The organism is Chromobacterium sp. HL1 (assembly GCF_057418835.1).
Window position 1 is genome coordinate 881,675 of sequence record NZ_CP162399.1, and the last position, 21,512, is coordinate 903,186.

Here is a 21,512-nt window from a genome sequence, read left to right on the forward strand (position 1 = left end):
TTAGATGAGTAGCTTGCTCAAGTTGTTCAAAGAAGGGGCGAATGTGTCGATCATCCTGCTGATGGTCGGCATTTTGTTCGTCTTGTTCACTCCGGTTTCGGCCCGAGTGCTGGATGCGCTGTTGCTGGGCAACTTCAGTTTGGCGCTGTTTGTGCTGTTGCTGACCTTCTATGTGCGCAAGCCGGTGGATTTTTCCACCTTCCCGTCGGTGTTGCTGATCGCCACTTTGCTGCGTCTGGCGCTGAACGTGTCCGCCACCCGGCTGATCCTGTCCGACGGCGACGCCGGCCGGGTGATCGGCGCCATTGGTTCCTATGTGGTGGGCGGCAACTATGTGATCGGGGTGATCGTGTTCCTGATCCTGGTGGTGGTGCAATACGTGGTGGTGACCAGCGGCGCGCAGCGGGTGGCGGAGGTGGCGGCGCGGTTTACGCTGGACAGCATGCCCGGTCAGCAGATGAGCATCGACGCCGATCTGAACATGGGCTTCATCGATCAGACGGAGGCGCAGCGTAGACGCAAGGAGCTGGAGAAAGAGGCGGGCTTCTATGGCGCGATGGACGGCGCCAGCAAGTTCGTCAAGGGCGACGCCATCGCCGGCATCATCATCATGCTGATCAATATCGTGGGCGGTTTCGCGGTGGGGGTGGCCCAGCACGGTATGCCGTGGCAGGAGGCCTTGCAGACTTACACCTTGCTGACCATTGGCGACGGCATCGTGACCCAGGTGCCAGCGCTGGTGATTTCGGTGGGCACGGGCATCATCATCACGCGCTCGGCGTCGGACGACAGGCTGAGCAGCGAGGTGCTGGGTCAGTTCACCGCCTATCCCAATATTTTGCTGATGGTGGCGGGCGCGTTGGGGCTGGCCGCGCTGCTGCCCGGCTTGCCGGCCTTGCCTGCCTTGATGCTGGCCGCTTTGTTCGCCGGCGGCGGCCTGGCGCTGCGCCGTTTGCGGGGCGGCGCCGAAGACGGCGGCCTGGTGGATGAGGCCGCCGCGGAGACGGAGGCGGCCGACGCCTCGCTGTACGACGAACTGAGGGTGGATCTGTTGTCCATCGAGCTGGCGCCGGATCTGATGCCGCTGATGGGGCAGGACGGCAGCCTGCTGTTGGAGCGTATCGCTCTGTTCCGCAAGCAATACATGCTGGATTCCGGTCTGGTGCTGCCCAAGGTGAAGGTGAGGGAAAGCAAGAGCTTGCGCGACGGCGCTTACCAGATCCGTTTGCAGGGCGACAAGGCGGGCGAGGGGCGTTTGGAGCCCGGCGCCTGGTTGGCGATCCATCCCGGCGGCGAGCGCGGCAAGCTGGAAGGCACGCCCACTACCGATCCCGCCTACAACCTGCCCGCCATCTGGATTCAGGACGCGCAGCGGCCGCGCGCGCGCGAGCTGGGCTACACCGTGGTGGACGCCGCCACGGTGTTCATGACGCATTTTTCCGAAATCGTGAAGCGACACTCCGCGGACTTGCTGACCCGAGAGGAAGTGGAGCGCCTGGCGCAGCATTTGCGCCAAACCCAGGCCAGCCTGTTGGACGAGCTGCTGCCCAATGTGATGACGCTCAGCGAAATCCAGAAGGTGCTGCAGGCCTTGTTGCAGGAGAAGGTGTCTATCCGGCGCATGGACACGATTCTGGAGGTGCTGGTGGACGCGGCGCGCGCCAGCAAGGACGTGGACGAATTGACCACGCGCGTGCGTCAGCGTCTGGGCAGCGTGATTTGCGCGCCGCTGCTGGATGGCGACGGCGCTTTGCACGTGATCACCTTGGACGGCGGCATCGAGCAAACCTTGTACGACGGCTTGCGCCGCAGCGAGGGCGGCGCCGCTTCGCTGGCGCTGGACCCGCGGTTTGCCGAGCAACTGCTGAAGAAGATGTTGGCCGAGTCCGAAAGGATGGCCGGCGCCAATCATATGCCGGTGCTGTTGTGCGCGCCGGAGGTGCGCGCCAATTTGCGCAAGCTGACCGCGCGGATGATGCCGCACCTGCATGTGCTGGCCTTGAACGAAGTGCCGCCGGGCGTGGGCTTGAAGGCCTTCGCCGCAGTGACGTTTTGACGGAGGGCTCGGATGAGCGAGTTATTGAACGCGATGGCGGCTTCGATGCAAGCCGATATGAACCGGGTCAATACCGTGGCCCACAACATCGCCAACAGCAATACGACGGGTTACAAGCGCTTGTTCACCCTGGGCGGGGACGTCCAGGCCGGCGCGCTGGCGGATGGGCGGCAAGGCGCGATGAGCCGTACGGGTTCCGATTTGGATCTGGCGATAGAGGGTCCCGGTTATTTCTCCGCGCAGGATAACGGTGGCGCTTACCTCAGCCGCGGCGGCGCGTTGCGGCTGGACAGCCGAGGCAGGCTGGTGCTGGCCCAATCCGGCATGCCGCTGGAGGGGGAGCAGGGGGAGATCTTTCTGCTGCCGGGCGCTTTTCGCGTGGCTGACGATGGTCAGGTTTTCCAGAAGGAGCTGGCGGTGGCCCGCATCAAGCTGGTTTACCCGGCCAAGGACGCGCGGCTGGAGGCCGCCGGCAACGGCTTGTACCGGGTCAGCGGAGCCATGGTCGATCCCAAGGACTTGGGCGGCCCGGGCCGTTTGCGACAGGGTTTTCTGGAAATGTCCAATGTGAACTCCACGCGGGAAATGGTGGAGTTGATGGAGGCGACCCGCCATTTCGAATCGGTGCAGAAGGCGGTGCAAGGCATGGACGCGGTGTGGGACAAGGCGCTGCGCAGCTTGGGCGAGTTTTAAGACGAGGACGGAATCGTGATTGATGCATTGTATGTGGGCGCCACCGGCATGGCGGCGCAGCAAGGCGGTTTGGAGGCGGTGGCCAATAATCTGGCCAATATGAACACGCCGGCTTACAAGCGTTCGCAAGCGGTGTTCGAGGATCTGGTCTACCGCGAATCCGCGCGGCAGACGCCGGCTCAGGGCGAAACCGCCGGCGCGGCCTATTTGGGCCTGGGCACGCGGCTGAGCGCGGTGGAAAAAGTGTTCAGCCAGGGAGATTTGCGGCCGTCGGAGTCGGAGTTCGACGTTGCGCTCAATGGCGAGGGTTTTGTCGCCGTCGGCAACCCGGATGGCAGCCAGCTGTTCAGCCGCTTGGGTTCGTTGCGGGTGGGCGAGGACGGTTTGTTGCAGCTGCGCAGCGGTCAGCCGCTGGAGCCCGCCATTACGCTGCCGCGAGACGCCCGCGGCCTGCGGGTGGCCGAGGACGGCCGGGTTTCCGCGTTGACCGAGGACGGCAAGACGCTGGACGTCGGCCGGATCGAGCTGGCCATGTTCAATAATCCGGCTGGGCTCAAGCCGGTGGGAGAGGGCCTGTATCAGGCGACCGAGCAGTCCGGCGCCGCGCAGATGGGGCTGGCCGGGGAAGAGGGGCGCGGCAAGTTGGCGCAGAAGTACCTGGAAGGCTCCAATGTGAAGATGGCGGACGAACTGGTCAGCATGATGCTGGCCCAGCGCGCGTTTGAAGCCAATTCCCGCATTATCCAGGCCGCGGACGAGATGCAGTCCATCGTCAACAATTTGCGGCGCGGCTGATGAAGCGAGCCGCGCTGCTGGCGGTGTGGGCGGCGTCGATTCCGGCTCAGCCGCTAACAGCGCGGAGCGCGCTTGAAGTGGCGGGCCGCAGCGTCAACCTGGCTCAGGCGTTGGAGGGGGAGGTTCCCGCCGCGTTGCGGCGCGCGCTGGAGGCGCGGCCGCTGGCCACCGGCCTGAAGGCCGGAGAAACCCGGACACTGGGGCGCGCGCAGTTATTGAGCGCGTGGCGGATGACGCTGGGAGTGGAGGCGGAGCGCTGGCCGGTACGGTTGCCCGAGCGGCTGACGATTACGCGCGCGGGCGGAGAACCGGCGGCGCCTGCGCTGGCCAAGGAGGCGGAGCAGGCTTTGCGCGCCGGGTTGGCCGGCGAGTGCGAGCGTTTGGAGCTTCAGCCTGAGCGGAACGAGATCAAAGCGCAGCTGCCGGCTCAAGGCGTCCGCCTAGCGGCGCGTTTGTCCGCCGCGCCCGCTCTGGCGAGACGGATGGCGGTGTGGCTGGATGTGTTCGAAGGGCCTGAGTTGTACGGCAGTTGGCCGGTTTGGTTTCAGGTGAGTTGTTTGCGGCCGGTGTATCGCGCCAGCCGGGCGGTGGCGAAAGGCGAAGCCTTGTCCGCGGCCAATGCCGAGCAAACGCTGGCGGACTGGACGGAAGCAAGGCCGCTGTCCTCTTTGCAGGGCATGGCCGCCGCCAGGGACCTGGCAGCGGGAACGGTGCTGCGGCTGGCGGACGCCAGGCCGGCGGCGCGGGTGCGCAAGGGAGAGCGGGTGTTGGCTCGTTTGAGCAGCGGGGCGATCCGTTTGGAAGTGGGCGCGGAAGCCTTGGGCGACGGTGCCATCGGGCAGCTGGTTTACGTCAGACGGGAGCGGGATCAATCCGTGTTCAAGGCCATCGTCGTGGCTGACGGCGTGGTGGATGTGTTGTGACAACAGGCGGCCTGGCAGGGTCGAGCGGAAATGAATAAGAGAACATGGTGCTTGCGGGTGTTGCAAGGCGGTGCGTTGCTGGCGCTGACCGTTGCGCTGGCCCAGGCAGGCGAGCGTATCAAGGACTTGGGCCGCTTCAATGGCTGGCGTGACAACCAGTTGATCGGCTATGGCCTGGTGACGGGCCTGGCGGGGAGCGGCGACAGCGCGCGCAGCCAGATGACCCAGCAATCGCTGGCCAACCTGCTCAAGCAGTTCGAGGTCAATTTAGGGCCGGACCAGGTCAATAGCCGCAACGCGGCGGCGGTGATGGTCACCGCCAATATGCCGCCCTTGCTGGAGCCCGGCGCGCGAGTGGACGTCACCGTGACGTCCATCGGCGATGCCCGCAGCTTATTGGGCGGCAGTTTGCTGCAGACGCCGCTGAAGGGCGGCGATGGCCAGGTCTACGTGCTGGCGCAGGGGGCGCTGTCGGTTGGCGGCTACCGTTACGACAGCAATGGCAACCGGGTGCAGAAAAACCATCCCACGGTAGGACAGATTCCCGCCGGCGGCATTGTGGAGCAGGCTGTGGCCACCCGCTTCATCCGCAACGGCATGGCCGAATTTCTGCTGTCCGCGCCGGACTTCACCACGGCCGAGCGCATTGCGCGGGCGATCAATCAGAAGCTGGGCGGCAATCTCGCCAGCCCGCTGGGGGCCGGCAAGGTGGGGATTCGGGTGGACGCGGCTTCGGCGGCGGGCACGACCAGCCTTTTGAGCCGGATCGAAGCGATCGAGGTGACGCCGGACGACCGCGCGCGGGTGGTGGTGAACGAACGCACCGGCACTGTGGTGGCGGGCGGCAATGTGATGCTCTCCGCCGTCACCGTGGTACATGGCGACTTGAAAATATCGGTGGAAACCGATTATCTGGTGTCGCAACCGCCTTCGCTGTTTGGCTCCGCGCGCGACGTGCGGACAACGGTGGTGCCGCAGACCCGCGTCGCGGTCCAGGAAAAGCCCTTGCCGGGGATCAGCCTGAAAGGCAATTCCACCATCGCCGATCTGGTTGCGGCGCTCAATCGCATTCAAGCCAGTCCGCGCGACGTGATCGCGGTGTTGCAGGCGGTCAGAACCGCCGGCGCGCTGCGCGCGGAACTGGTCATTCAATAAGGGAGGAAGGGGCAATGCAAATCGCTTCGCTTGGCGAAACCGTCTCGCGCTCACTGGACGGCCTGGTGCTGCGGCAGCAGGTCATCGCGCAGAACATCGCGAATCTCAATACCCCCGGTTATACGCCGCTGCGCGTGGACTTCGAATCCGCCTTGCAAGGCGCGGAGGGCGCCGGGCCGCGCATTCTGCCGGATCGGCGTCCCGCGATTGCTCCCGGAGCGGCGGGTTCCGCCGCGGAGTTGAGCCACCAGGTGTCGCAGCTGGCGGATACCACGCTGCGTTACCAGACCCTGATCAAGGGCATCAATAAGCAACTGGCCATCATGCAGTTGGCGATTTCGGACGGGAGGCGCTAAGTGGCCGGGCTTTGGGAGTCGCTGGCGATCAGCCAGAGCGGCATGGACGTGGAGCAGCTGCGGGCGGAAGTGGCCGCGCGCAATATCGCCAACGCCAATGTGGCGGCGGCGCCGGGCGCGCCGCTGGCCAAGCCCTTGCGGGTGATGATCCAGCCGGTGGGCGCGCAGTTTGGCCAGGCGCTGGCGCGGGCGGAGGCCGGCTTGCCTCCGCCTGGGGGCATCCGCGCCGTGGTGGTGGAGTCCGACGCGCCGGCCCGCAAGGTGTTGGAGCCGTCCAGCCCCCTGGCCGACGCGCAAGGCTATGTGCAATACGCCGGCGTGAACACTTTGGAAGAGATGTTTGCGCTGACCATGGCGGTTCGGTCTTATGAAGCGAATGTGACCGCGTTCAACGCGGGGCGCTCGATGATGCAGAAGGCGCTGGAAATTGGAGGCAAACAATGATTGAGGCCATTGCCGGCAGCGCGCTGGCGGATTCTCTGTCCGTCGCGACGGCCAAGCCCTTGGCGCCGACCGGATTTGAAAAAGTGCTGACCCAACTGGAGAAGTCCGAAAACAGCCTGGGCGGCTTGCTCAACGACGTGGCGACCGGCCAGGCGGGCAGCTTGCACCAGGTGATGTTGCGGATGGAGGAGACCCGCATGCAGTTTGAGCTGTTCATGCAGGCGCGCAACAAGGTGCTGGACGCTTATCAGGAAGTGATGAGGATGCAGGTGTGACGAGCGGTTTAGGACCGATACGATCTGCTGCGCGTCGTCTTAACGTTGCGCGGTGAATACATCTTCGGAGTGTTCATTGATTTGATGGCAACTCCGCTTCCTCTGCTGTTTTCGCCTGGTCTCGCTCAAGTTCGCGAGATCGTAAACAGCGATATGGATATTTGATTGGATAGGCGAGAGATGGTCGATTTTTTCAAGGCGCTGTGGCAGCGCTCTTCGGGCGCGGGGCGCGCCCTCCTGGTGGCGGGCGCGCTGGCGGCGGTGGCGTTGCCGGCCGGTGCGTTCTGGTGGTCCGGGCGCGTTGATTACCAGGTGTTGTTTGCCGATCTGGACGCGCGCGACGCGGCCAGCGTGGTGGCTGCGCTGGAAAAGCAGAAAACGCCCTATCAGCTGACGGATGAAGGCAAGACCGTCCAGGTGGAAAAGGATTTGTTGTACAAGACCCGGATGAAGCTGCTGGGCGGCGGCCTGGATCTGAAGAGCTCGGTGGGCTTCGAGCTGTTCAACAATGCGGAGTTCGGCGTGACCGAGTTTGCGCAAAAGATCAATTATCTGCGCGCGCTGCAGGGCGAATTGGCGCGCACCATCATGGGCTTCGACGAAGTTCAGAATGCGCGCGTTCACCTGGTGTTGCCGGAGGGCGGAATGTTGCGCAAGCGCGGCGCCAAGGCCAAGTCTTCGGTCTGGGTGACGCTGAAAGGCGGCAAGAGCCTGCAGCAGGAGCAGGTCAGCGGCATCCAGCGGCTGGTCGCGGCTTCGGTGCCGGACCTGGACGCCGCCGCGGTGACGGTGCTGGACCAGCGCGGCGTGGCCTTGTCGGCGCGCGCGCAGGACGAAGAAGGCGTGGCGGGCATAGATGCCGGCTTGCAGTTGAAAAAGGAAACCGAAGCTTATTTGGCCGACAAAGTGAGCCGCATTCTGGATACGGCGCTTGGGCAGAACCAGGCGGCGGTCAGCGTGGATGTGGCCTTGGATCTCTCCTCGCACAAGCTGACGCGCGAGTCGGTGATCGGCGATGGTTCGGACAAGGGCATCCTGGTTCGCCGGAAAGAGCAATGGCAGGACGGCGATGCTTCGCGGCTGGCGCCGTCGTCGGCCGGGGGCAATAAATCCCTGGACGCGGAATACCAGGTTGGCCGCGAGTTGCGGCAGACCAGCAGCGGCGGCGGGGCGGTCAAGCATATCAGCGTCGGCATCGTGACCAATACCAGCTTGTCCGACGCCACGGTGGAGCGGCTGCGCGAAGTGATCTCCATGGCGGTGGGACTGGATAGCGGCCGCGGCGACGGCATCGCTTTTTCCGTGATGGACAATGTGACCCCAGTGGCGGCGACGCAGGCGGCGGAGGCCGTGCCGGCTTCGCCCGCCCGCCAAAAAGAGCAAGGCGTCGGCGAATGGGTCTTGTGGGGCGGCGCGGCCATACTGTTGGCGCTGGGCTTGATCGGCGGCGGTTTGCTGCGACGCAGAACGACTGCGCGCACACTGACGGAGTCCGAGCGCGAACGCTTGCTGCGGCAGGTGCAGCGCTGGCTGGCGGCGGAGCAGGCCGGAGGCGGCAAGTGATGGGGCAGGAGGGTTTGCGAGCCGCCTTGGCGGTGTCCGCGCTGCGGCCCGAAGAGCGGACTTGGCTCGAATCCCGGTTGACGGAGGAGGAGCGCGTTTTGCTCGGCCAGGCGCTGGAGCAATTGGACGATAGGCCGTTGACCGAACAGGCGGATGAACTGGAGCCGCCGGCGTCTTCTGCCGGCGCGGATCTGTTGAACCGCGGCGCGGAGCCCTTGCTGGAGGTTCTGCTGGCCGAGCCGGTGTGGATGCTGGCGGCGCTTGGGCATGCGCTGGGCGCGGAGCAGCGCGGCAAGCTTCTGAACGCGGCTCAGGATGCGGAAGCCTGGCGCGGGCGCATTGACAGCCTGCGCCGTGAGTGGTCCGGCGGAGAGACGCAAGCGGCGCCGGCTTTGCGTGAAGCCATGCGGGAGCGCTTGCAAGCGTTGACGGCGGCGGTGCCGGAGCGGCCTTCGGTGCGTTCGGCCGGCATGGAGCAGGCTCCGACCGGCTTGGGTTTGAGGCTGCGGGCCTGGTTGGGGAGGCTGCGCCATGAGTGAGATCCTCCGTAATCCCGGCATTCGAGAAAGCGCGGATTCGGCCGCCGCCCCTGAGCGGCCGCGTGCGGATTCGGCGCCTTCCCAGGCGGCTCGGCAGCCGGCGCTAGAAGAGATCCAGGCCATGCGCGAGCGCGCGATGGCGGAAATCGACGCCGCGCGCGCCAAATGCCAGGCCGAGTGCGAAGAGCTGCGCGCCGCGGCGCGCCAGAAAGGGTATCGAGAGGGCATGGCGCAGGCCGAGGCCGAATCGCTCCGTGTGCGCGAGGCGCTGGGCGCTCAGGGCAAGGCCTTGCTGGCCGCCTTGGGCGGCGTCCGCGAAGCGGTGCATGAGGAGGTGGAGCGCATGCTGTCGCCGCTGCTGCTGGAAGCGCTGGCGCGCATGATAGGCGAGATGCCGCTGTCCGCCGAACTGGCGCGTTCCTGCGTGCGTAATGCCTTGAGCGAGGCGGCGGGACGCGAACCGGTGCGAGTGCGCCTCCATCCGGCCGATGCGGCCTTGCTTGCGGGCGACGATGCGGCGTTGAGCGAGGCGGGCCGCGAGGTGAGCGTGGTGGCGGACGCCAGTCTGGACGGGGGCGGCTGCATCGTTGAAACCCTGCATGGCGATATCGACGCACGCATGACCACGCAGATGGAGCGTTTGCGCCGGAGCCTGCAAGAGGCCAGAGCGCGATGACGCCCGGACTTGAGCAATTGCGAGCGGCGATCCACGCCTCCGATCTGGTGGAACGCGTGGGCTACGTCAGCCGTAAAGTCGGTCTGTTGGTGGAGTCTTGCGGACCCGCCGGCATTGGCTTGGGCGATCTGTGCCATATCGAGCTGGCCGGCGACAGACCGGCGGTGTTGGCCGAAGTGGCCGGCCTGGATCGGGACCGCTTGCAGTTGCTGCCCTACGGCCCGGTGGACGGCCTGCTGCTGGGCGCCCGAGTGGTGTCCGCTGGGCACGCGTTTTCGGTGCCGGTGGGCGATGCGCTGCTGGGGCGGGTGGTGGATGCGTTTTGTCGGCCGCTGGACGGCAAGGGAGAGATCGAGTTTGCCGGGCGAAGGCCGGTGCGCAGCGCGCCGATTCCGGCGTTGGGCCGCAGCCGGATCAACCGGGTGATGGAAACCGGCGTCCGGGCGATAGACAGCATGCTGACCATAGGCTACGGGCAGCGGCTTTCCATCATGGCGGGCAGCGGCGTGGGCAAAAGCACGCTGCTGGGCATGCTGGTTCGCAATTGCGCGGCCGACGTGGTGGTGGTGGGCCTGATTGGCGAGCGCGGCCGCGAAGTGCTGGAGTTTATCGAGGAAAGCCTGGGCGAGTCCGGGCTGGCGCGTTCGGTGCTGGTGGTCGCCACCGCCGACGAGCCCGCGCTAGTGCGCGAGGCGGCGGCCTTGAGCGCGGTGACGGTGGCCGAGCATTTTCGCGATCAGGGCCGCTCGGTGTTGTTGATCGTGGATTCGCTGACCCGCTATGCGATGGCCCGCCGGGAAGTGGGCCTGGCCATTGGCGAACCAGCCACCTCGCGCGGTTACACCCCGTCGGTGTTCTCCGAGCTGGCCGGCATGCTGGAGCGCTGCGGCACGCGCAAGGAGGGCGGCTCGATCACCGGCTTGTTCACCGTTTTGGTGGAGGGCGACGATATTCACGATCCGGTGGCCGATAGCGTCCGCGGCATTGTGGACGGCCACATCGTGCTGTCGCGCGAACTGGCCAATGCCGGACATTTTCCTGCGATCGACGTGTTGGGCAGCGTCAGCCGTCTGTCGTCGGCGCTGGCCTCGGAGGACGAGCAAGACGTTATGAAGGCTTGCCGCAAAACGCTGAGCGTGCTGGCGGCGAGCAAGGACTTGTTGGAGTTGGGCGCCTATCGTCCTGGCGGCAATCCGGAGCTGGATCAGGCTTTGGAGCGCAAAAGCGGCTTGGAGGCTTTTTTGCAACAGGATACTCGGCAGCGCGAGGGCAGAGCGGCGGCGCTGACGAGTTTGGCCGCTGTGCTGCAAGGAGGCTAAATGACGGGTTTTCCTTACCGCCTGGAACCCTTGCTGGGCTTTCGCCAGTCATCATTGCAACTGGCGCGTCAGGCCTTGTCGGCGGTCGAGAGCCGTCTGGAGGGCGCTCGTCAGATTCTAAGTCGGGCACAGGAGGACATGCGCGTTTGCGAACAGGCCTTGGGCGTGTTGGCGGGCAACCCGCCCCTGTATTTGTCCGCCCTGAATTTCTTGCGGGAGCAGCGGCTGCGCTGTCAAGCGCTGTCGCAGGACGTGAGCGAGGCAGAGCGGGATTGGGTGCAGGCGCGGGCCGTTTTGCAGCATGCGCGCACGGAACTGAGGCAGGTGGAAAAACATAAAGAGCGTCATCGGCTGGCCGCGCGCGAGCGGGAGCAACGCAAAGTGTTCCGCGAGCAGGACGAGGCTTGGCTGCAACGCCGCAGGCAAGGAGGCGCATGAGCGTCATCGTGTTGGATGGAGAGCCGGGCGGCGCGCCGGCGCGCTCGCGGCGCGAGGCGCCGGAGCCGCAGGCGGGCCGGCAATGGCAAAGACAGCTGGAGGCCGAACTGGCCAAGCACAGCGTGTGCAGGGCGATACGGCTGGGCGATGGGATGGACGCGAGCGCCGAATTGGCTGTCGAGGGCCGGCCAGGCTCCTTGCCAAATGAGGCCGAAGCCTTGCCTTGGATCGCCCCGCGCGGCGCCGAACCGGCCCCGAAGGGCCTACGCGCCGTGGACGCGGGAACGCCGGTCGCGATGGAAAGCTTAGGCTTGAAGGCGGTGGCGAAGGCGAGGGCAGAGGGTGGACAGGCGGCGCCGGTAAGGCCGGCGGCGGACGGCGGGGACGGCGGGGACGGCGCGGAAGCGCCGCTCGCCACGGAGGCGGCCTTGGACGCCGAGACGGCGGCGACGCTGAGAACTTGGTTGAAGCCCTGCAAGATTACGGTCTTCGCCGATCAGGGCGCAGTGCGGGTCTGGGTGAGGGATGCCAGGCTTGACGCCGGAGAGGCCGAGGCTCTGGGGCAACGGCTGGCTCGTCAGCTCCGGGACAAGGGAGGGCGGCTGGCGATGCTGGCCGTCAACGGCGCGGTGGTCTTCCAGGAAAACGCCGCAGGCGGCTTGCCTATTTTGAAACAGGGGTGAACATGGCAACTACAGGTTTGGGCATTTCGAGCGGCGGCAGCGTTGCGCAGACGAGGGGAATCACCCAGCAGGATTTTCTGCGGATTCTCTCCACGCAACTGACTTTCCAGGATCCGCTGAAGCCTATCGACAATCAGCAATTCATGGCGCAGATGGCGCAGTTCTCCTCCTTGGAGCAGACGAGGATGTCCAATGAAAAGCTGGATACCCTGCTGGCGCAGCAAGCGGCCAATCAGTCCTTGGGGCTGATCGGCAAGACGGTGGAGGTGGCGACGGCGAGCGGCAACGTGCCAGGCCAGGTCACCACTATTTCCTTTGCCGGCGGCCAGCCCATGCTGACGGTGAAGTCCGCCAGCGGCGAACTGATGACCGGCGTGTCGCTGACCCAGGTGGCGCTGGTGCGCGGGAGCGCGACATGATCGATACCATGTTCGTCGGCTTGAGCGGGCTGCGCACCTTCCAGAAAGGCTTGTCCAATATCGGCAATAACGTTGCCAATCTGAACACGCCGGGCTTCAAGCGCACTTCGCTGCAATTCACCGACATGATGTACCAGTACGACACCCAGGGCGGCAATGGCGGCCAGCACGGCGTGGGCGTGAAGATAGGTTCCACGGTAACGGATTTCTCCTCCGGTGAGCTGCAAGCGTCGGCCAACCCTTTGGATGTCTCGGTGGACGGCGCCGGTTTCCTGGTTTCCAAGAACGGAAACCAGCTCAATTACAGCCGGGTGGGACAGTTTGAACTGGATCTGGACGGCGTGCTGAGTTCTCGGCAAGACAAATCGCGAATCCAGATGCTGGGGCCCAACAAGGAGTTGCAGGACTTCTCCATCGGCGCCTTGCGCAACCAGGCCGCCAAGCCGACCTCCACCATCAAGTTTGCGGACAACCTGTCCACCGGCGCGACCAACAGCAGCGTCGAAACCACGGTGTTCGACAAGGACGGGGTTGCGCGGCAGTTGAAGATCAGCTTCACCGGCACCGGCACGCCCCGCAATTGGAAGGTGGAGGTTCAGGACAAAGTGGCCTTGAGCACGCTGGGGAGCGGCGAGATTCGTTTTGACCCGGACGGCTCGCCGTCCTTTGGCTACAACCAGGTCTCGGTCCGTTTGAACACGCCCAGCAGCGGAGGCGGCATTCTGAAACTGTTCTTCGGCGAACCGGGCTCCATCTCGGACACCACCAGCCTGTCCGGCGGCACCTCGTCCACCATCCGCGTGGCCAGCCAGGACGGCTATGCGTCGGGCGCGTTGACCAAGCTGAGTTTCGATCAGGACGGCAAGGCGCAGATCAGTTACTCCAATGGGCAAACCGCGGTCGCAGGCAAGCTGGCGCTGGCCTGGTTCGCCCAGCCGGATCAGCAGTTGGAGCGCATTGGTTCCGGCTACTACCGCGCGCGTCCGGGACAGACGGCCGAGTACGGGGCGGCGGGCAGCGGCGTTTTCGGCAAGGTCGCGGCAGGCAAGGTGGAGCTGTCCAATGTGGAGCTGTCCGCCGAATTCAGCGACATGATGATCACGCAGCGCGGCTATCAGGCGGCGTCCCAACTGATTTCCGCCGCCAATGAAATGATGCAGCAGGCTCTGCAGATGAAGGGGGGGCGATGAGCGTTGCCCTGCCGTATCGCCTGTACGCCGGCGCGGAGCTGGCGCAAATCGAGTCGCGCTTGCGCGAGCGGTGCTCGCATTGGCTGCGGGATTGGTCAATTGCGGAGGGCGAAGTCGACCTAAGGCTGCGCCCGGTCGCCTTGTCGGATCTGGCCGGCTTGGCGTGGCTGGATGGCGGCGAAGCGCTGCCGGCGATGGCGAACGATGCGGAAGCGGACGGTTTTTTCTCTGCCTTATGCCTTGGCGTGAAAAAAAGCCGCGCTGCGCTGGACGCGTCGAGCCTGGCCGGCCCGGTGCTGGACGCCGCCCGTCTGGCCTTGGGCCGTCAGCTGACCGCGGGAGACGACGCTAGCCTTTACCGGGACAAAGCGGTGAGCGCGGCGGAGTTGTCGCCCTTGTATTCCGTGCTTGGCGCGCTGTGTCTGCAACTGAGCGCGGCGGGCCAGACATTGGTTGTGCTCTTGTCGCCGGAGCAGGCCGCGGGCTTGTTGCCGGCCAGGGCGCAGCCAGCGGCGTTGGAGCCGCTGAAGTTGAGGGATTTGCCGCTGGAACAGCTAGTGGAGCTGGAAGTGCGCGCCGCGCCGGCACGCTTGTCCTTGGCGGACCTGGAGTCCTTGCAAGCAGGGGATGTGCTTCGGCTGGATCAGAAGGCGGATGGATTATTTGAGCTTTGCCTGCCTGACGGCATGGCTTTAGGACGGGCGAAGTACGGTGTGGATCAGGGACGTCTGGCGGTGAAAGTCGTCCGACCGGCGCGGCCCATCAAAAAGAGTGAAACATGAGCAAGGAAGTTGAAATTTTCAATCCAGCCCCTTTGGACGCCAAGGCGGATGCGGCGGCGCAGGGTTTGCTGGGGGGCCGTCTTGAATTGCTGAAAGACGTGGAAGTTCGGTTGGATACCCGGATTGGCCGCTGCCAATTGAGCATCGCCGCACTGGACGCGCTGAAGGAGGGCGAGGTGCTGGCCCTGGACAAGACGCCGGGGGACCCGGTGGAGATCCTGTTGGGCGGTCAGGTGGTCGCGCGCGGCGCCCTGGTGGTGGCGGGCGACCATCTTGGCGTCCGCATCGAGCAGGTGGCGCGTTTTTCCGCGTGAACGGCATGATGAAGATGAAATACGCGTTTGCCCTGATAGTGTGCGTCCAAGGCGCGAGCGCGCTTGCCGGTGTGTGCGCAAGCGGGACTTCCGCGCCTGCTTGCGCGGTTTCGGCATCCGAGCCGGCGCGGGCTCCGCTGCAGTTTCGTCGTGATCCGCCGGCAAGCAGCGGCGGTCTGCTTGGCCCTTATGAAATATTGGGCGGCTTGGCGCTGATCGGCGCTGCGGCGTGTTGGTGGCGATTGCGTCGTCCGCACCTTGGCCAAGCCGGGACCGGCGCGGATAGTCTGCGGGTGGTGGATAAATGCCGCTTGTCCGCCAAATCAACGGTGTATGTGGTCCAGCACCGCGACCGTGAAATCATGTTGGCGGAAAGCGAGCATGGCGTCACGGTGCTCAGGGATGAGTCCAGAGCATGAGAAAAATGCAGCAATGGATTTGGGCGCTTTGCTGGCTGCCCCTGGCGGCCAACGCCCAAACGCAAATGGTGGACGTGGCGCTGAACGGCGCAGGCGTCAGTCAGGCGGTCAACATCGTGCTGGCGTTGACCTTGGTGGCCTTGCTGCCGGGCATGATGGTGGCGATGACTTCGTTTACCCGCATCGTGATCGTGCTGTCCATGTTGCGGCATGCGATGGGCATGCAGGAAACTCCGCCCAATGTGGTGTTGATCATGCTGGCCGCGTTCCTGACCTTGCTGTCCATGGGGCCCACCTTCGAGAAGCTGGATCAGCAGGTGGTGACGCCCTTGTACCAGCAACGTTTGCCGGCTTCGTCCGCTTTGCGGCAAGGAGGCGTCATCATGAAGGAATACATGATAGGCCGGACTCGCGAGCAGGATATGAGCTTTGTGCTGAGCAGCGCGGGCAAGGACATGCCCTACAATGCCGAATCCATCAGTCTGGTGCATGTGGTGCCTGCCTTTCTGTTGAGCGAACTTAGGCTGGCCTTCCAAATCGGTTTCGTGATCTTCCTGCCTTTCCTTCTAGTGGACATCATCGTTTCCAGCGTTTTGATGGCGATGGGGATGATGATGGTGCCTCCGGTTTCCATCGCTTTGCCGATCAAAGTGCTGATGTTTGTATTGATCGACGGTTGGACGCTGGTGGCCAGGGCGGTGTTGTCCGGCGGCTCATGATCCGCGATGCCCGCCCTGAATTCGTCCTTGGATGCTGAGGCGCGCGATGTGCTCCAAGCCGCCGCCGCCTCAGCCGAAGCCCGAGCCGCTTTGGTGGAGGCTCATCAGCCCTTGGTGCGCATTCTGGCGGCGCGGATTTATGCGCGGCGGGTGGGGGACAGTTACGAGTTTCACGATGTGTTCCATTGGGGGGTGATAGGGCTGCTGGAGGCGATTGACCGTTATCGTCCCGAATGCGGCGTGGCGTTCAAGACCTATGCCGAATATCGGATTAGGGGGGCGATCTTGGATCAGCTGGCGCGAACGTCGGAAGTGGCGAGCCAAGCGTCCGCGCGCCGGAAAGCCTTGCAGGAACGGGTTGAGGCGATGGAGCCGGATGCGGCGGAACCCTTCGATATTTTGCGGGAGTTGTCGGTGGGGCTGGCCATCGGTTTCATGCTGGAGGACAGCGGGATGTATTTGGCCGAGCCGGAACCGGCGTCCGAGGATCTGGCCTACCGTTCGCTGGAGTTGAAGGAAACGAAGCGGGACTTGTTGGCCGGCTTGAGCGGGGTGCCGGACAAAGCGCAAAAAGTGCTGCGACTGCACTATCTGAACGGGGTGCCGTTTTCCGAGATCGCTCAGCTGATAGGGCTGAGCAAGGGGCGGGTTTCGCAGTTGCACAAGGAAGGCTTGGCCGCCTTGCGCGCCAGCCTGTCTTCGGCGAAAGAGAGGGAGGCCTGAAAAGATGCGTGAGGCGCCTAAACTTTTCCGCCGCGGACGAGATAAGACTGTTACAGGCGTGTGCTGTCGAGCGGTAGAGACGAGCCCTTGGTTTCGCTTGCTGCGGATGGACTGCCGTCCAATTGAAAGACCGATTATGTCTTGTTGTGCCAGAATAATGTTGTTGTTTACCGTCTTGTCCGCGCTGGGCGGATGTGTAGCAACGCCCAAGCCATTGGTTTCCGGGCCGACCAGCGCGGATCCCGCGCCTGTTCCCATGGCGCAGACCACCCCCGGCAGTCTGTATCAGCCTGGCCGTTATCGTTCCTATTTCCGCGACGATGTGCCGTCCCGCGTTGGCGACAGCCTGACGGTGGTGATTCAGGAGCGCGCCAGTTCCAGCTTGTCCGAAGAGGCCAGAGGCAGCCGGGATACCCGGCTAGGCAACGAGATCGGAGTGGAAATGGACGCTCCCGCAATCAACCGGATGTTTGGCTGGTCCCCGGGAAAGAAGTCCTTGTCCGGCGAACTGAGCGCCTCCGGCGGCGAGAAGATGGATGGCCGAGGCAGCCGCAACAACAGCAGCAGTTTTACCAGTTCCATCTCAGTGACCGTGGTGGGGATTCTGGCGAACGGATATTTGCGGGTGAGCGGTGAGAAGCAGGTCCAGATAAACGAGGATAGCGAGCAGATCCGGCTGTCCGGGACAGTCAATCCTCGCGACATCCTGCCTGGCAACCTAGTGTCCTCCACCAAGGTCACGGATGTTCGATTGGAGCAGCAGACCGCCGGTAATCAGAGCTTGTTCGCCAAGCCCGGCTGGCTGACTCGTTTTTTCATGAGCGTGCTGCCGTTCTGATGCGGCGATGTGTTGAAATGGAGTACTAATGGATTACGCGGTATTGGATCAGGAAGAGCTTTTTCAGTTGGCTTTGCAAGCGATGGAAAGCCAGCAACATGCGGAAGCGGTGGCGCTGCTGAAGCAGGGGGTGAGAAACGATGGCGAAGATGCCCGCCTGCGTTACTTGCTGGGAGCGGAGTATGCGCAGATCGGCTTGTTTGACCGCGCTGTGGTCGAAATGGAGCAGGCGGTGGCTTTGCAGCCGGGGCTGGTGATGGCGGTTTTCCAGTTGGGCCTGTTGCATCTGACCCAGGGGCAGCCGGACCGGGCCGAGCAAGCGTGGCAAGGGCTGGGCGAGTTGGCGGAGGATCATCCGCTGCAACTGTTTCGCCAAGGCCTGCTGCATCTGATCCGGGATGAGTTTGCCGATTGCCGGGAGCACTTGACGCGAGGCATCGCGGCCAACCAGGCCGCGCCCATGCTGAACGAGGACATGCGGCGGATTCTGGCGCAGATCGATGCCCAGCAGGGCGCCGGCTCTGAGGCGCCGATGGTGGAGGCCGAGCCGGCCGCGGGCGCCTCGGCAGGCAACTTGCTGCTGCGAGGGTACGCCTCCAGCGGAGACGATAAGCTACATTGATGCAGGTGTTTGGCTGGAATTGAACCGATGGAGCCGATAGACAAAGCCAGTATTTTACAGCGCTTGTTGGCCAGAAACCGATCGGTAGAGGGCCAAAGGCCGGCCGGATCAAAATCCGCGCCGGCGGCCGGCACGGCCAAGGCCGCCGGTAGCGCCGACGTGCGTCGACAGATTGCCAAGCAGTTGCGGGCGATCGATCCAAGCTGGCCCGATGCGGAGTCGCGCGTGCTGGAAGTGCATGTGCGCGCTTTGCTTGCGGAAGAGTTTGGCGCCGGCGCGGCAACGGATCCGGCTTTCGGCGGCTTGGTGGCGGATGTGGCTGCGGCCCTTCGTCAGCACCCCCAATATGAAAAGCTGGCCGCGTACTTGCGGCAGCAATTGCAACAATCCCATAAGCAAGCATGATGACCGAACCCAATCAGCGATTAAGCCAATTACAGGCTTATCTAGCGGCCGATCCGGCCAATCCTCATTTGCTGCTCGAACTGGCCGATCTCCATTTGCAGGCCGGCAGCCTGCATGAGCATGAAGCCGCTCTGCGGCAATTGTTCGCGGCGGCGCCGGGACACTTTGGCGGCCGCTCCTTGCAGGGCGTCGCCTTGATGCGGCAGGGACGTCTTGACGAGGCGGTGGCGGTGTTCCAGGCCTTGCGGGACGAAGCTTGGGAGGAGCCCGCCTTATTCTACAACCTGGCCTACGCGCTGATGTTGCAAGGGCGTTATGAGGAGGCGGAGCCCCAAGCCGCCAGAGCGTCCAAGAGTTTGGCGCTCTTGCCTCAAGCCGGCCCCTTGCATGTCCGCGCCTTGCACTTTTTAGGCCGGCTGGAGGATGCGGTTGTAGCGGCGGAAACGGCTTTGCGGCAGTTCCCGGAGCACCTGAGTCTGTATGGTTTGTTGGCGACCTTATATCTGGATCAAGAGAATCTGGCCGCTGCGGAACGCGTCGCTCGTCAAGTCTTGGAGCTTTCGCCTTCCGATCCGGATGCGGCGACAGTGTTGGGCATGTTGGCCTTAAGCAAGCAGGACCTGACCGTCGCAAGCCCCTTGTTGCGGCAGGCCTGCGCCAGCAAGCCGAATTCAGGCCGGGCGCAGATGGGGCTGGGTCTGGTTTCCATGCTGGAAGGCAAACTGGATGAGGCGGAGTCCAGCGTGGCTCAAGCGCTGCGTTCGATGCCGGGGCATGTGGGCAGTTGGCATGTGCTGGCCTGGTGTCGAATCTTGGGCAATCGACCTGCGCAGGCCAAGGAGGCTTTGCTGGAAGCCTTGCGGCTGGATCGGAACTTTGCCGATACCCATGGCGGCCTCGCCATCGTCGCGATCATGGAGGGGCATTTGCAAGAAGCCCAGCAGTCCGCCAGACGGGCTTTGGGATTGAACCCCGACAGCTTCCCCGGCCAATATGCGCAGAGCTTGTTATTGCAGTCCACGGGCCAGGCCGAACAAGCCAGGCTCATTCATGAGCGCTTGTTGAATAGCGCGGTATTGCCTGATGGCACCAAGCTTAGTGAAGCGGTGGCCAGAGCGATGGCCTTGTCGTCGTTTTAAGAGCCTGTTCAAATTTCTCGGTCGCAAGGTCTTGTCTCGCTCTTGCGCGTGAGATCGTGAACCGGTTCGACATATAATGTCAGCTTGCTTGATGGTTGTCTTGCTGTTGTAGACAGCTGGGATTAGTTGTATGGCATGGCCCCTTGTCCTCTTGGCGGGACAAGGGGTTTTTTGTTTTTATAAACTCTCCTGCCAGGCGTGGCGCTTGACATGATGTTCTCTGAAGTTTTGATAGGTTCTTTTTGTGAAATGGATAGGGTGTTAGCTGTTAAGGATAGTATTAAAACATAACACTGCCTGAGATGAATTCATTAGGAGGGGGCGCTTGAGGTCTAGGAGATGTCAGATTCAAGCTCGGTTGGAAAACGCTGATGTGGCGCATGATATGGCAATGTTGGCTGAGCGGACGGCGCATATTGCCTGGATGGCACCCATGTAAGCAGGGGACTGAGTTGGTGGTTTTGGTTATCTATAAATAGATCCATTATGTAATTTTTGAGAATATTCTGCTTGTTATGAATATATTAATTTTATCATTATTGTAAATTCGTTTTTGGTAAATGCGTTTGCGTTTTTTTGTGTCGCCATGATTTTTTTAGGAAAAATCCTATTTGTCTGTTTAGGGGGGCTAAGTACAATCGGCCTGTCTTTATTTTGGGCTCGATTAAAAGGGTTTTCGGCGAGTTTGAAATTGAAGATATTTAAATATCAATGGAGAGTCGTTTCATGAAAAAGATCGTCGTTTTGGCCAGTTTATTTCTGCCGACTTTAGCGCTGGCGGGCAACACCATTAACTTCCAGGGCGAAGTGTCTTCGCAAACTTGCAAGGTGGATATCAACGGCAATGACAGCAACCCGGTGGTTCTGTTGCCTACGGTGCCGACGACCAGCCTGAGCGCGGCGGGGGCGGCGGCGGGGCAAACCGATTTCACCATCCGTTTGACCGGTTGTGAAGCGGCGCCCACCGGCGGCACCGAGATCAAGACCGTGTTCGTCGCCAACAGCCTGACTAAGGACGGCAATATCGTTAACACCGGCACCGCCAAGAACGTTGCCCTGCAATTGCTGGACCCGGCTGCTCCGGCTAATCCGTTCGACCTGGCCGGCGGCTACAAGGCGTCGGGCCTGGTATTGGAAGCAGGCAAAACCACGGCTGAGCACAAGTTCGCCGTCCGCTACTACGCCGAAGGCGCCGCCACCGTAGGGTCGGTGCTGGGCAGCGTGCAGTATGCGGTTTCCTACTTGTAAACCTAGCGGCAGTCAGCCGGAGCGCGGCGCGTTTAGCGCCGCCGCGCTCCGGCGCGCGCTGCTGCCGGGACTGATTCTGCTGACGGCGTGGCCGGCGGCCTGGGCCAGCGTGGTGCTGAACAACACCCGCATCGTTTATCCCGGCCAGGCTCGCGAGAGCAGCATCCAACTGAGCAACGAAGACGCCACACCCAATGTGGTCCAGGTCTGGCTGGATTCCGGCGACGTGGACTCCACGCCGGAGTCCGCTTCGGCGCCGTTCGCCGCCATGCCGTCGGTGTTCCGCATGGAACCTAAGGCGGGTCAGACCGTGCGGCTGGTGTTCGACGGCAGCGAGCTGCCGCAGGACAGGGAGTCGGTCTACTACTTCAACATGCTGCAGATCCCGTCGGTTACCGGCGAGTTCTCGGAGCAAAACCAGATGCTGGTGATGCTGCGCAGCCGGCTCAAGCTGTTTTATCGCCCGGCGGGCATTCAGGGCCGGGTTGAGCAGGCGCCGGAGCAACTGCGTTTCTCCTTGCAGCGTCAGGGCCGCGCATGGCAATTGGTCGCGGACAACCGCAGCGGCTACTACCTGACGCTGATGGGCGGCGAGGTGATGAGCGGCGGCAAGGCCCACGCTTTCAAGGCGGACATGCTGGCGCCGTTTTCCCGAGCCAGTTGGCCGGTATCGGGGCTGACGCAGACCAGCGCGCCGCTCTCCGTGCGTTACAAGCATGTCAATGATTACGGCGGCGTGAACGAAGTCGAGTCCGCCGCCGTGGCAGCGGAGTGATTCC

27 protein-coding genes are annotated in these 21,512 nt (G+C 63.4%); all 27 read left to right on the forward strand.

Features of this window, described 5'->3' with window-relative positions; genetic code table 11:
* The first annotated feature begins 4 nt into the window (after positions 1-4).
* The 27 genes from flhA to AB1Z25_RS04150 all read left to right on the forward strand — a co-directional run bounded on the left by flhA (position 5) and on the right by AB1Z25_RS04150 (position 21,508).
* On the forward strand, positions 5-2,056 hold the full coding sequence (gene flhA / locus AB1Z25_RS04020) for a flagellar biosynthesis protein FlhA (protein ID WP_235084207.1): 2,052 nt from the start codon (positions 5-7) through the stop codon (positions 2,054-2,056).
* A 12-nt stretch (positions 2,057-2,068) separates the two neighbouring features.
* Complete coding sequence (locus tag AB1Z25_RS04025; RefSeq protein ID WP_486636606.1) at positions 2,069-2,749, forward strand: flagellar hook-basal body protein; 681 nt, start codon at positions 2,069-2,071, stop codon at positions 2,747-2,749.
* A gap of 15 nt (positions 2,750-2,764) precedes the next feature.
* Positions 2,765-3,544 carry a flagellar basal-body rod protein FlgG gene (gene flgG, locus AB1Z25_RS04030; RefSeq protein ID WP_166451307.1) on the forward strand — a complete coding sequence of 260 codons (780 nt, stop codon included), beginning with the start codon at positions 2,765-2,767 and terminating at the stop codon, positions 3,542-3,544.
* Entirely contained in the window at positions 3,544-4,467 is a 924-nt protein-coding gene (flgA, locus tag AB1Z25_RS04035) for a flagellar basal body P-ring formation chaperone FlgA (RefSeq protein ID WP_486636607.1), read from the forward strand. Before flgG ends, flgA begins: the two co-directional genes overlap by 1 nt.
* A gap of 30 nt (positions 4,468-4,497) precedes the next feature.
* Positions 4,498-5,622, forward strand: a complete 1,125-nt coding sequence (locus tag AB1Z25_RS04040) for a flagellar basal body P-ring protein FlgI (RefSeq protein ID WP_486636608.1) — start codon at positions 4,498-4,500, stop codon at positions 5,620-5,622.
* Between the two features lie 14 nt (positions 5,623-5,636).
* Positions 5,637-5,978, forward strand: a complete 342-nt coding sequence (locus AB1Z25_RS04045) for a flagellar basal body rod protein FlgB (RefSeq protein WP_166451304.1) — start codon at positions 5,637-5,639, stop codon at positions 5,976-5,978.
* Positions 5,979-6,422 (forward strand): flagellar basal body rod protein FlgC, encoded by a 444-nt coding sequence (locus AB1Z25_RS04050; protein WP_486636609.1) that lies wholly within the window; start codon positions 5,979-5,981, stop codon positions 6,420-6,422. It begins immediately after the preceding gene.
* On the forward strand, positions 6,419-6,697 hold the full coding sequence (fliE, locus tag AB1Z25_RS04055; RefSeq protein WP_235084201.1) for a flagellar hook-basal body complex protein FliE: 279 nt from the start codon (positions 6,419-6,421) through the stop codon (positions 6,695-6,697). The genes AB1Z25_RS04050 and fliE overlap by 4 nt, the downstream gene beginning before the upstream one ends.
* Before the next feature lie 180 nt (positions 6,698-6,877).
* Entirely contained in the window at positions 6,878-8,260 is a 1,383-nt protein-coding gene (gene fliF / locus AB1Z25_RS04060; RefSeq protein ID WP_253314311.1) for a flagellar basal-body MS-ring/collar protein FliF, read from the forward strand.
* Positions 8,260-8,799: a hypothetical protein gene (locus AB1Z25_RS04065; RefSeq protein ID WP_486636610.1), complete on the forward strand. Its 540-nt coding sequence runs from the start codon at positions 8,260-8,262 to the stop codon at positions 8,797-8,799. Before fliF ends, AB1Z25_RS04065 begins: the two co-directional genes overlap by 1 nt.
* Entirely contained in the window at positions 8,792-9,475 is a 684-nt protein-coding gene (locus AB1Z25_RS04070; RefSeq protein WP_486636611.1) for a FliH/SctL family protein, read from the forward strand. The genes AB1Z25_RS04065 and AB1Z25_RS04070 overlap by 8 nt, the downstream gene beginning before the upstream one ends.
* The gene (locus AB1Z25_RS04075) at positions 9,472-10,794 is read left to right on the forward strand and encodes a FliI/YscN family ATPase (protein WP_486636612.1); all 1,323 of its coding nucleotides are present in this window, start codon (positions 9,472-9,474) and stop codon (positions 10,792-10,794) included. Before AB1Z25_RS04070 ends, AB1Z25_RS04075 begins: the two co-directional genes overlap by 4 nt.
* Positions 10,795-11,232, forward strand: coding sequence for a flagellar export protein FliJ (locus AB1Z25_RS04080; protein ID WP_486636613.1), 438 nt, complete (start codon positions 10,795-10,797; stop codon positions 11,230-11,232). It abuts the gene before it with no gap.
* Positions 11,229-11,915, forward strand: coding sequence for a hypothetical protein (locus tag AB1Z25_RS04085; RefSeq protein WP_486636614.1), 687 nt, complete (start codon positions 11,229-11,231; stop codon positions 11,913-11,915). Before AB1Z25_RS04080 ends, AB1Z25_RS04085 begins: the two co-directional genes overlap by 4 nt.
* A 2-nt stretch (positions 11,916-11,917) precedes the next feature.
* Positions 11,918-12,334, forward strand: a complete 417-nt coding sequence (locus AB1Z25_RS04090) for a flagellar hook assembly protein FlgD (protein WP_166451295.1) — start codon at positions 11,918-11,920, stop codon at positions 12,332-12,334.
* Positions 12,331-13,524, forward strand: coding sequence for a flagellar hook-basal body complex protein (locus tag AB1Z25_RS04095; protein ID WP_253314305.1), 1,194 nt, complete (start codon positions 12,331-12,333; stop codon positions 13,522-13,524). Before AB1Z25_RS04090 ends, AB1Z25_RS04095 begins: the two co-directional genes overlap by 4 nt.
* Positions 13,521-14,306 (forward strand): FliM/FliN family flagellar motor switch protein, encoded by a 786-nt coding sequence (locus AB1Z25_RS04100; RefSeq protein WP_486636615.1) that lies wholly within the window; start codon positions 13,521-13,523, stop codon positions 14,304-14,306. Before AB1Z25_RS04095 ends, AB1Z25_RS04100 begins: the two co-directional genes overlap by 4 nt.
* Entirely contained in the window at positions 14,303-14,620 is a 318-nt protein-coding gene (locus AB1Z25_RS04105; RefSeq protein WP_253314303.1) for a FliM/FliN family flagellar motor switch protein, read from the forward strand. Before AB1Z25_RS04100 ends, AB1Z25_RS04105 begins: the two co-directional genes overlap by 4 nt.
* 5 nt (positions 14,621-14,625) lie before the next feature.
* Positions 14,626-15,039 (forward strand): flagellar biosynthetic protein FliO, encoded by a 414-nt coding sequence (locus AB1Z25_RS04110; RefSeq protein ID WP_486636616.1) that lies wholly within the window; start codon positions 14,626-14,628, stop codon positions 15,037-15,039.
* A 5-nt stretch (positions 15,040-15,044) separates the two neighbouring features.
* Positions 15,045-15,758, forward strand: a complete 714-nt coding sequence (fliP, locus tag AB1Z25_RS04115) for a flagellar type III secretion system pore protein FliP (protein ID WP_486636617.1) — start codon at positions 15,045-15,047, stop codon at positions 15,756-15,758.
* Positions 15,759-15,764: 6 nt separating this feature from the next.
* Complete coding sequence (locus AB1Z25_RS04120) at positions 15,765-16,481, forward strand: sigma-70 family RNA polymerase sigma factor (RefSeq protein WP_253314301.1); 717 nt, start codon at positions 15,765-15,767, stop codon at positions 16,479-16,481.
* A 163-nt stretch (positions 16,482-16,644) separates the two neighbouring features.
* A complete protein-coding gene (locus AB1Z25_RS04125; protein WP_253314300.1) occupies positions 16,645-17,319 on the forward strand; it encodes a flagellar basal body L-ring protein FlgH in 675 nt (224 codons plus the stop codon).
* 28 nt (positions 17,320-17,347) lie between these two features.
* A complete protein-coding gene (locus AB1Z25_RS04130; protein WP_486636618.1) occupies positions 17,348-17,941 on the forward strand; it encodes a hypothetical protein in 594 nt (197 codons plus the stop codon).
* 27 nt (positions 17,942-17,968) lie between these two features.
* Positions 17,969-18,346 (forward strand): hypothetical protein, encoded by a 378-nt coding sequence (locus tag AB1Z25_RS04135; RefSeq protein ID WP_166451287.1) that lies wholly within the window; start codon positions 17,969-17,971, stop codon positions 18,344-18,346.
* The gene (locus tag AB1Z25_RS04140; RefSeq protein ID WP_486636619.1) at positions 18,343-19,485 is read left to right on the forward strand and encodes a tetratricopeptide repeat protein; all 1,143 of its coding nucleotides are present in this window, start codon (positions 18,343-18,345) and stop codon (positions 19,483-19,485) included. The genes AB1Z25_RS04135 and AB1Z25_RS04140 overlap by 4 nt, the downstream gene beginning before the upstream one ends.
* A gap of 726 nt (positions 19,486-20,211) precedes the next feature.
* Positions 20,212-20,733 (forward strand): fimbrial protein, encoded by a 522-nt coding sequence (locus AB1Z25_RS04145; RefSeq protein ID WP_253314297.1) that lies wholly within the window; start codon positions 20,212-20,214, stop codon positions 20,731-20,733.
* Positions 20,714-21,508: a fimbrial biogenesis chaperone gene (locus AB1Z25_RS04150; protein ID WP_227107118.1), complete on the forward strand. Its 795-nt coding sequence runs from the start codon at positions 20,714-20,716 to the stop codon at positions 21,506-21,508. Before AB1Z25_RS04145 ends, AB1Z25_RS04150 begins: the two co-directional genes overlap by 20 nt.
* The last annotated feature ends 4 nt before the right edge of the window (positions 21,509-21,512 follow it).

Bases quoted from the DNA above. Each gene is read 5' to 3' on its own strand.
- fliF (WP_253314311.1), top strand. From the start codon at position 6,878: ATGGTCGATTTTTTCAAGGCGCTGTGGCAGCGCTCTTCGGGCGCGGGG.
- fliP (WP_486636617.1), top strand. From the start codon at position 15,045: ATGCAGCAATGGATTTGGGCGCTTTGCTGGCTGCCCCTGGCGGCCAAC.
- flhA (WP_235084207.1), top strand. From the start codon at position 5: ATGAGTAGCTTGCTCAAGTTGTTCAAAGAAGGGGCGAATGTGTCGATC.
- AB1Z25_RS04080 (WP_486636613.1), top strand. From the start codon at position 10,795: ATGACGGGTTTTCCTTACCGCCTGGAACCCTTGCTGGGCTTTCGCCAG.
- AB1Z25_RS04135 (WP_166451287.1), top strand. From the start codon at position 17,969: ATGGAGCCGATAGACAAAGCCAGTATTTTACAGCGCTTGTTGGCCAGA.
- AB1Z25_RS04140 (WP_486636619.1), top strand. From the start codon at position 18,343: ATGATGACCGAACCCAATCAGCGATTAAGCCAATTACAGGCTTATCTA.
- AB1Z25_RS04095 (WP_253314305.1), top strand. From the start codon at position 12,331: ATGATCGATACCATGTTCGTCGGCTTGAGCGGGCTGCGCACCTTCCAG.
- AB1Z25_RS04130 (WP_486636618.1), top strand. From the start codon at position 17,348: ATGGATTACGCGGTATTGGATCAGGAAGAGCTTTTTCAGTTGGCTTTG.
- AB1Z25_RS04120 (WP_253314301.1), top strand. From the start codon at position 15,765: ATGCCCGCCCTGAATTCGTCCTTGGATGCTGAGGCGCGCGATGTGCTC.
- AB1Z25_RS04100 (WP_486636615.1), top strand. From the start codon at position 13,521: ATGAGCGTTGCCCTGCCGTATCGCCTGTACGCCGGCGCGGAGCTGGCG.
- AB1Z25_RS04065 (WP_486636610.1), top strand. From the start codon at position 8,260: ATGGGGCAGGAGGGTTTGCGAGCCGCCTTGGCGGTGTCCGCGCTGCGG.
- AB1Z25_RS04145 (WP_253314297.1), top strand. From the start codon at position 20,212: ATGAAAAAGATCGTCGTTTTGGCCAGTTTATTTCTGCCGACTTTAGCG.
- fliE (WP_235084201.1), top strand. From the start codon at position 6,419: ATGATTGAGGCCATTGCCGGCAGCGCGCTGGCGGATTCTCTGTCCGTC.
- AB1Z25_RS04075 (WP_486636612.1), top strand. From the start codon at position 9,472: ATGACGCCCGGACTTGAGCAATTGCGAGCGGCGATCCACGCCTCCGAT.
- AB1Z25_RS04045 (WP_166451304.1), top strand. From the start codon at position 5,637: ATGCAAATCGCTTCGCTTGGCGAAACCGTCTCGCGCTCACTGGACGGC.
- AB1Z25_RS04105 (WP_253314303.1), top strand. From the start codon at position 14,303: ATGAGCAAGGAAGTTGAAATTTTCAATCCAGCCCCTTTGGACGCCAAG.
- AB1Z25_RS04110 (WP_486636616.1), top strand. From the start codon at position 14,626: ATGATGAAGATGAAATACGCGTTTGCCCTGATAGTGTGCGTCCAAGGC.
- AB1Z25_RS04085 (WP_486636614.1), top strand. From the start codon at position 11,229: ATGAGCGTCATCGTGTTGGATGGAGAGCCGGGCGGCGCGCCGGCGCGC.
- AB1Z25_RS04040 (WP_486636608.1), top strand. From the start codon at position 4,498: ATGAATAAGAGAACATGGTGCTTGCGGGTGTTGCAAGGCGGTGCGTTG.
- AB1Z25_RS04150 (WP_227107118.1), top strand. From the start codon at position 20,714: ATGCGGTTTCCTACTTGTAAACCTAGCGGCAGTCAGCCGGAGCGCGGC.
- AB1Z25_RS04025 (WP_486636606.1), top strand. From the start codon at position 2,069: ATGAGCGAGTTATTGAACGCGATGGCGGCTTCGATGCAAGCCGATATG.
- flgA (WP_486636607.1), top strand. From the start codon at position 3,544: ATGAAGCGAGCCGCGCTGCTGGCGGTGTGGGCGGCGTCGATTCCGGCT.
- AB1Z25_RS04070 (WP_486636611.1), top strand. From the start codon at position 8,792: ATGAGTGAGATCCTCCGTAATCCCGGCATTCGAGAAAGCGCGGATTCG.
- AB1Z25_RS04090 (WP_166451295.1), top strand. From the start codon at position 11,918: ATGGCAACTACAGGTTTGGGCATTTCGAGCGGCGGCAGCGTTGCGCAG.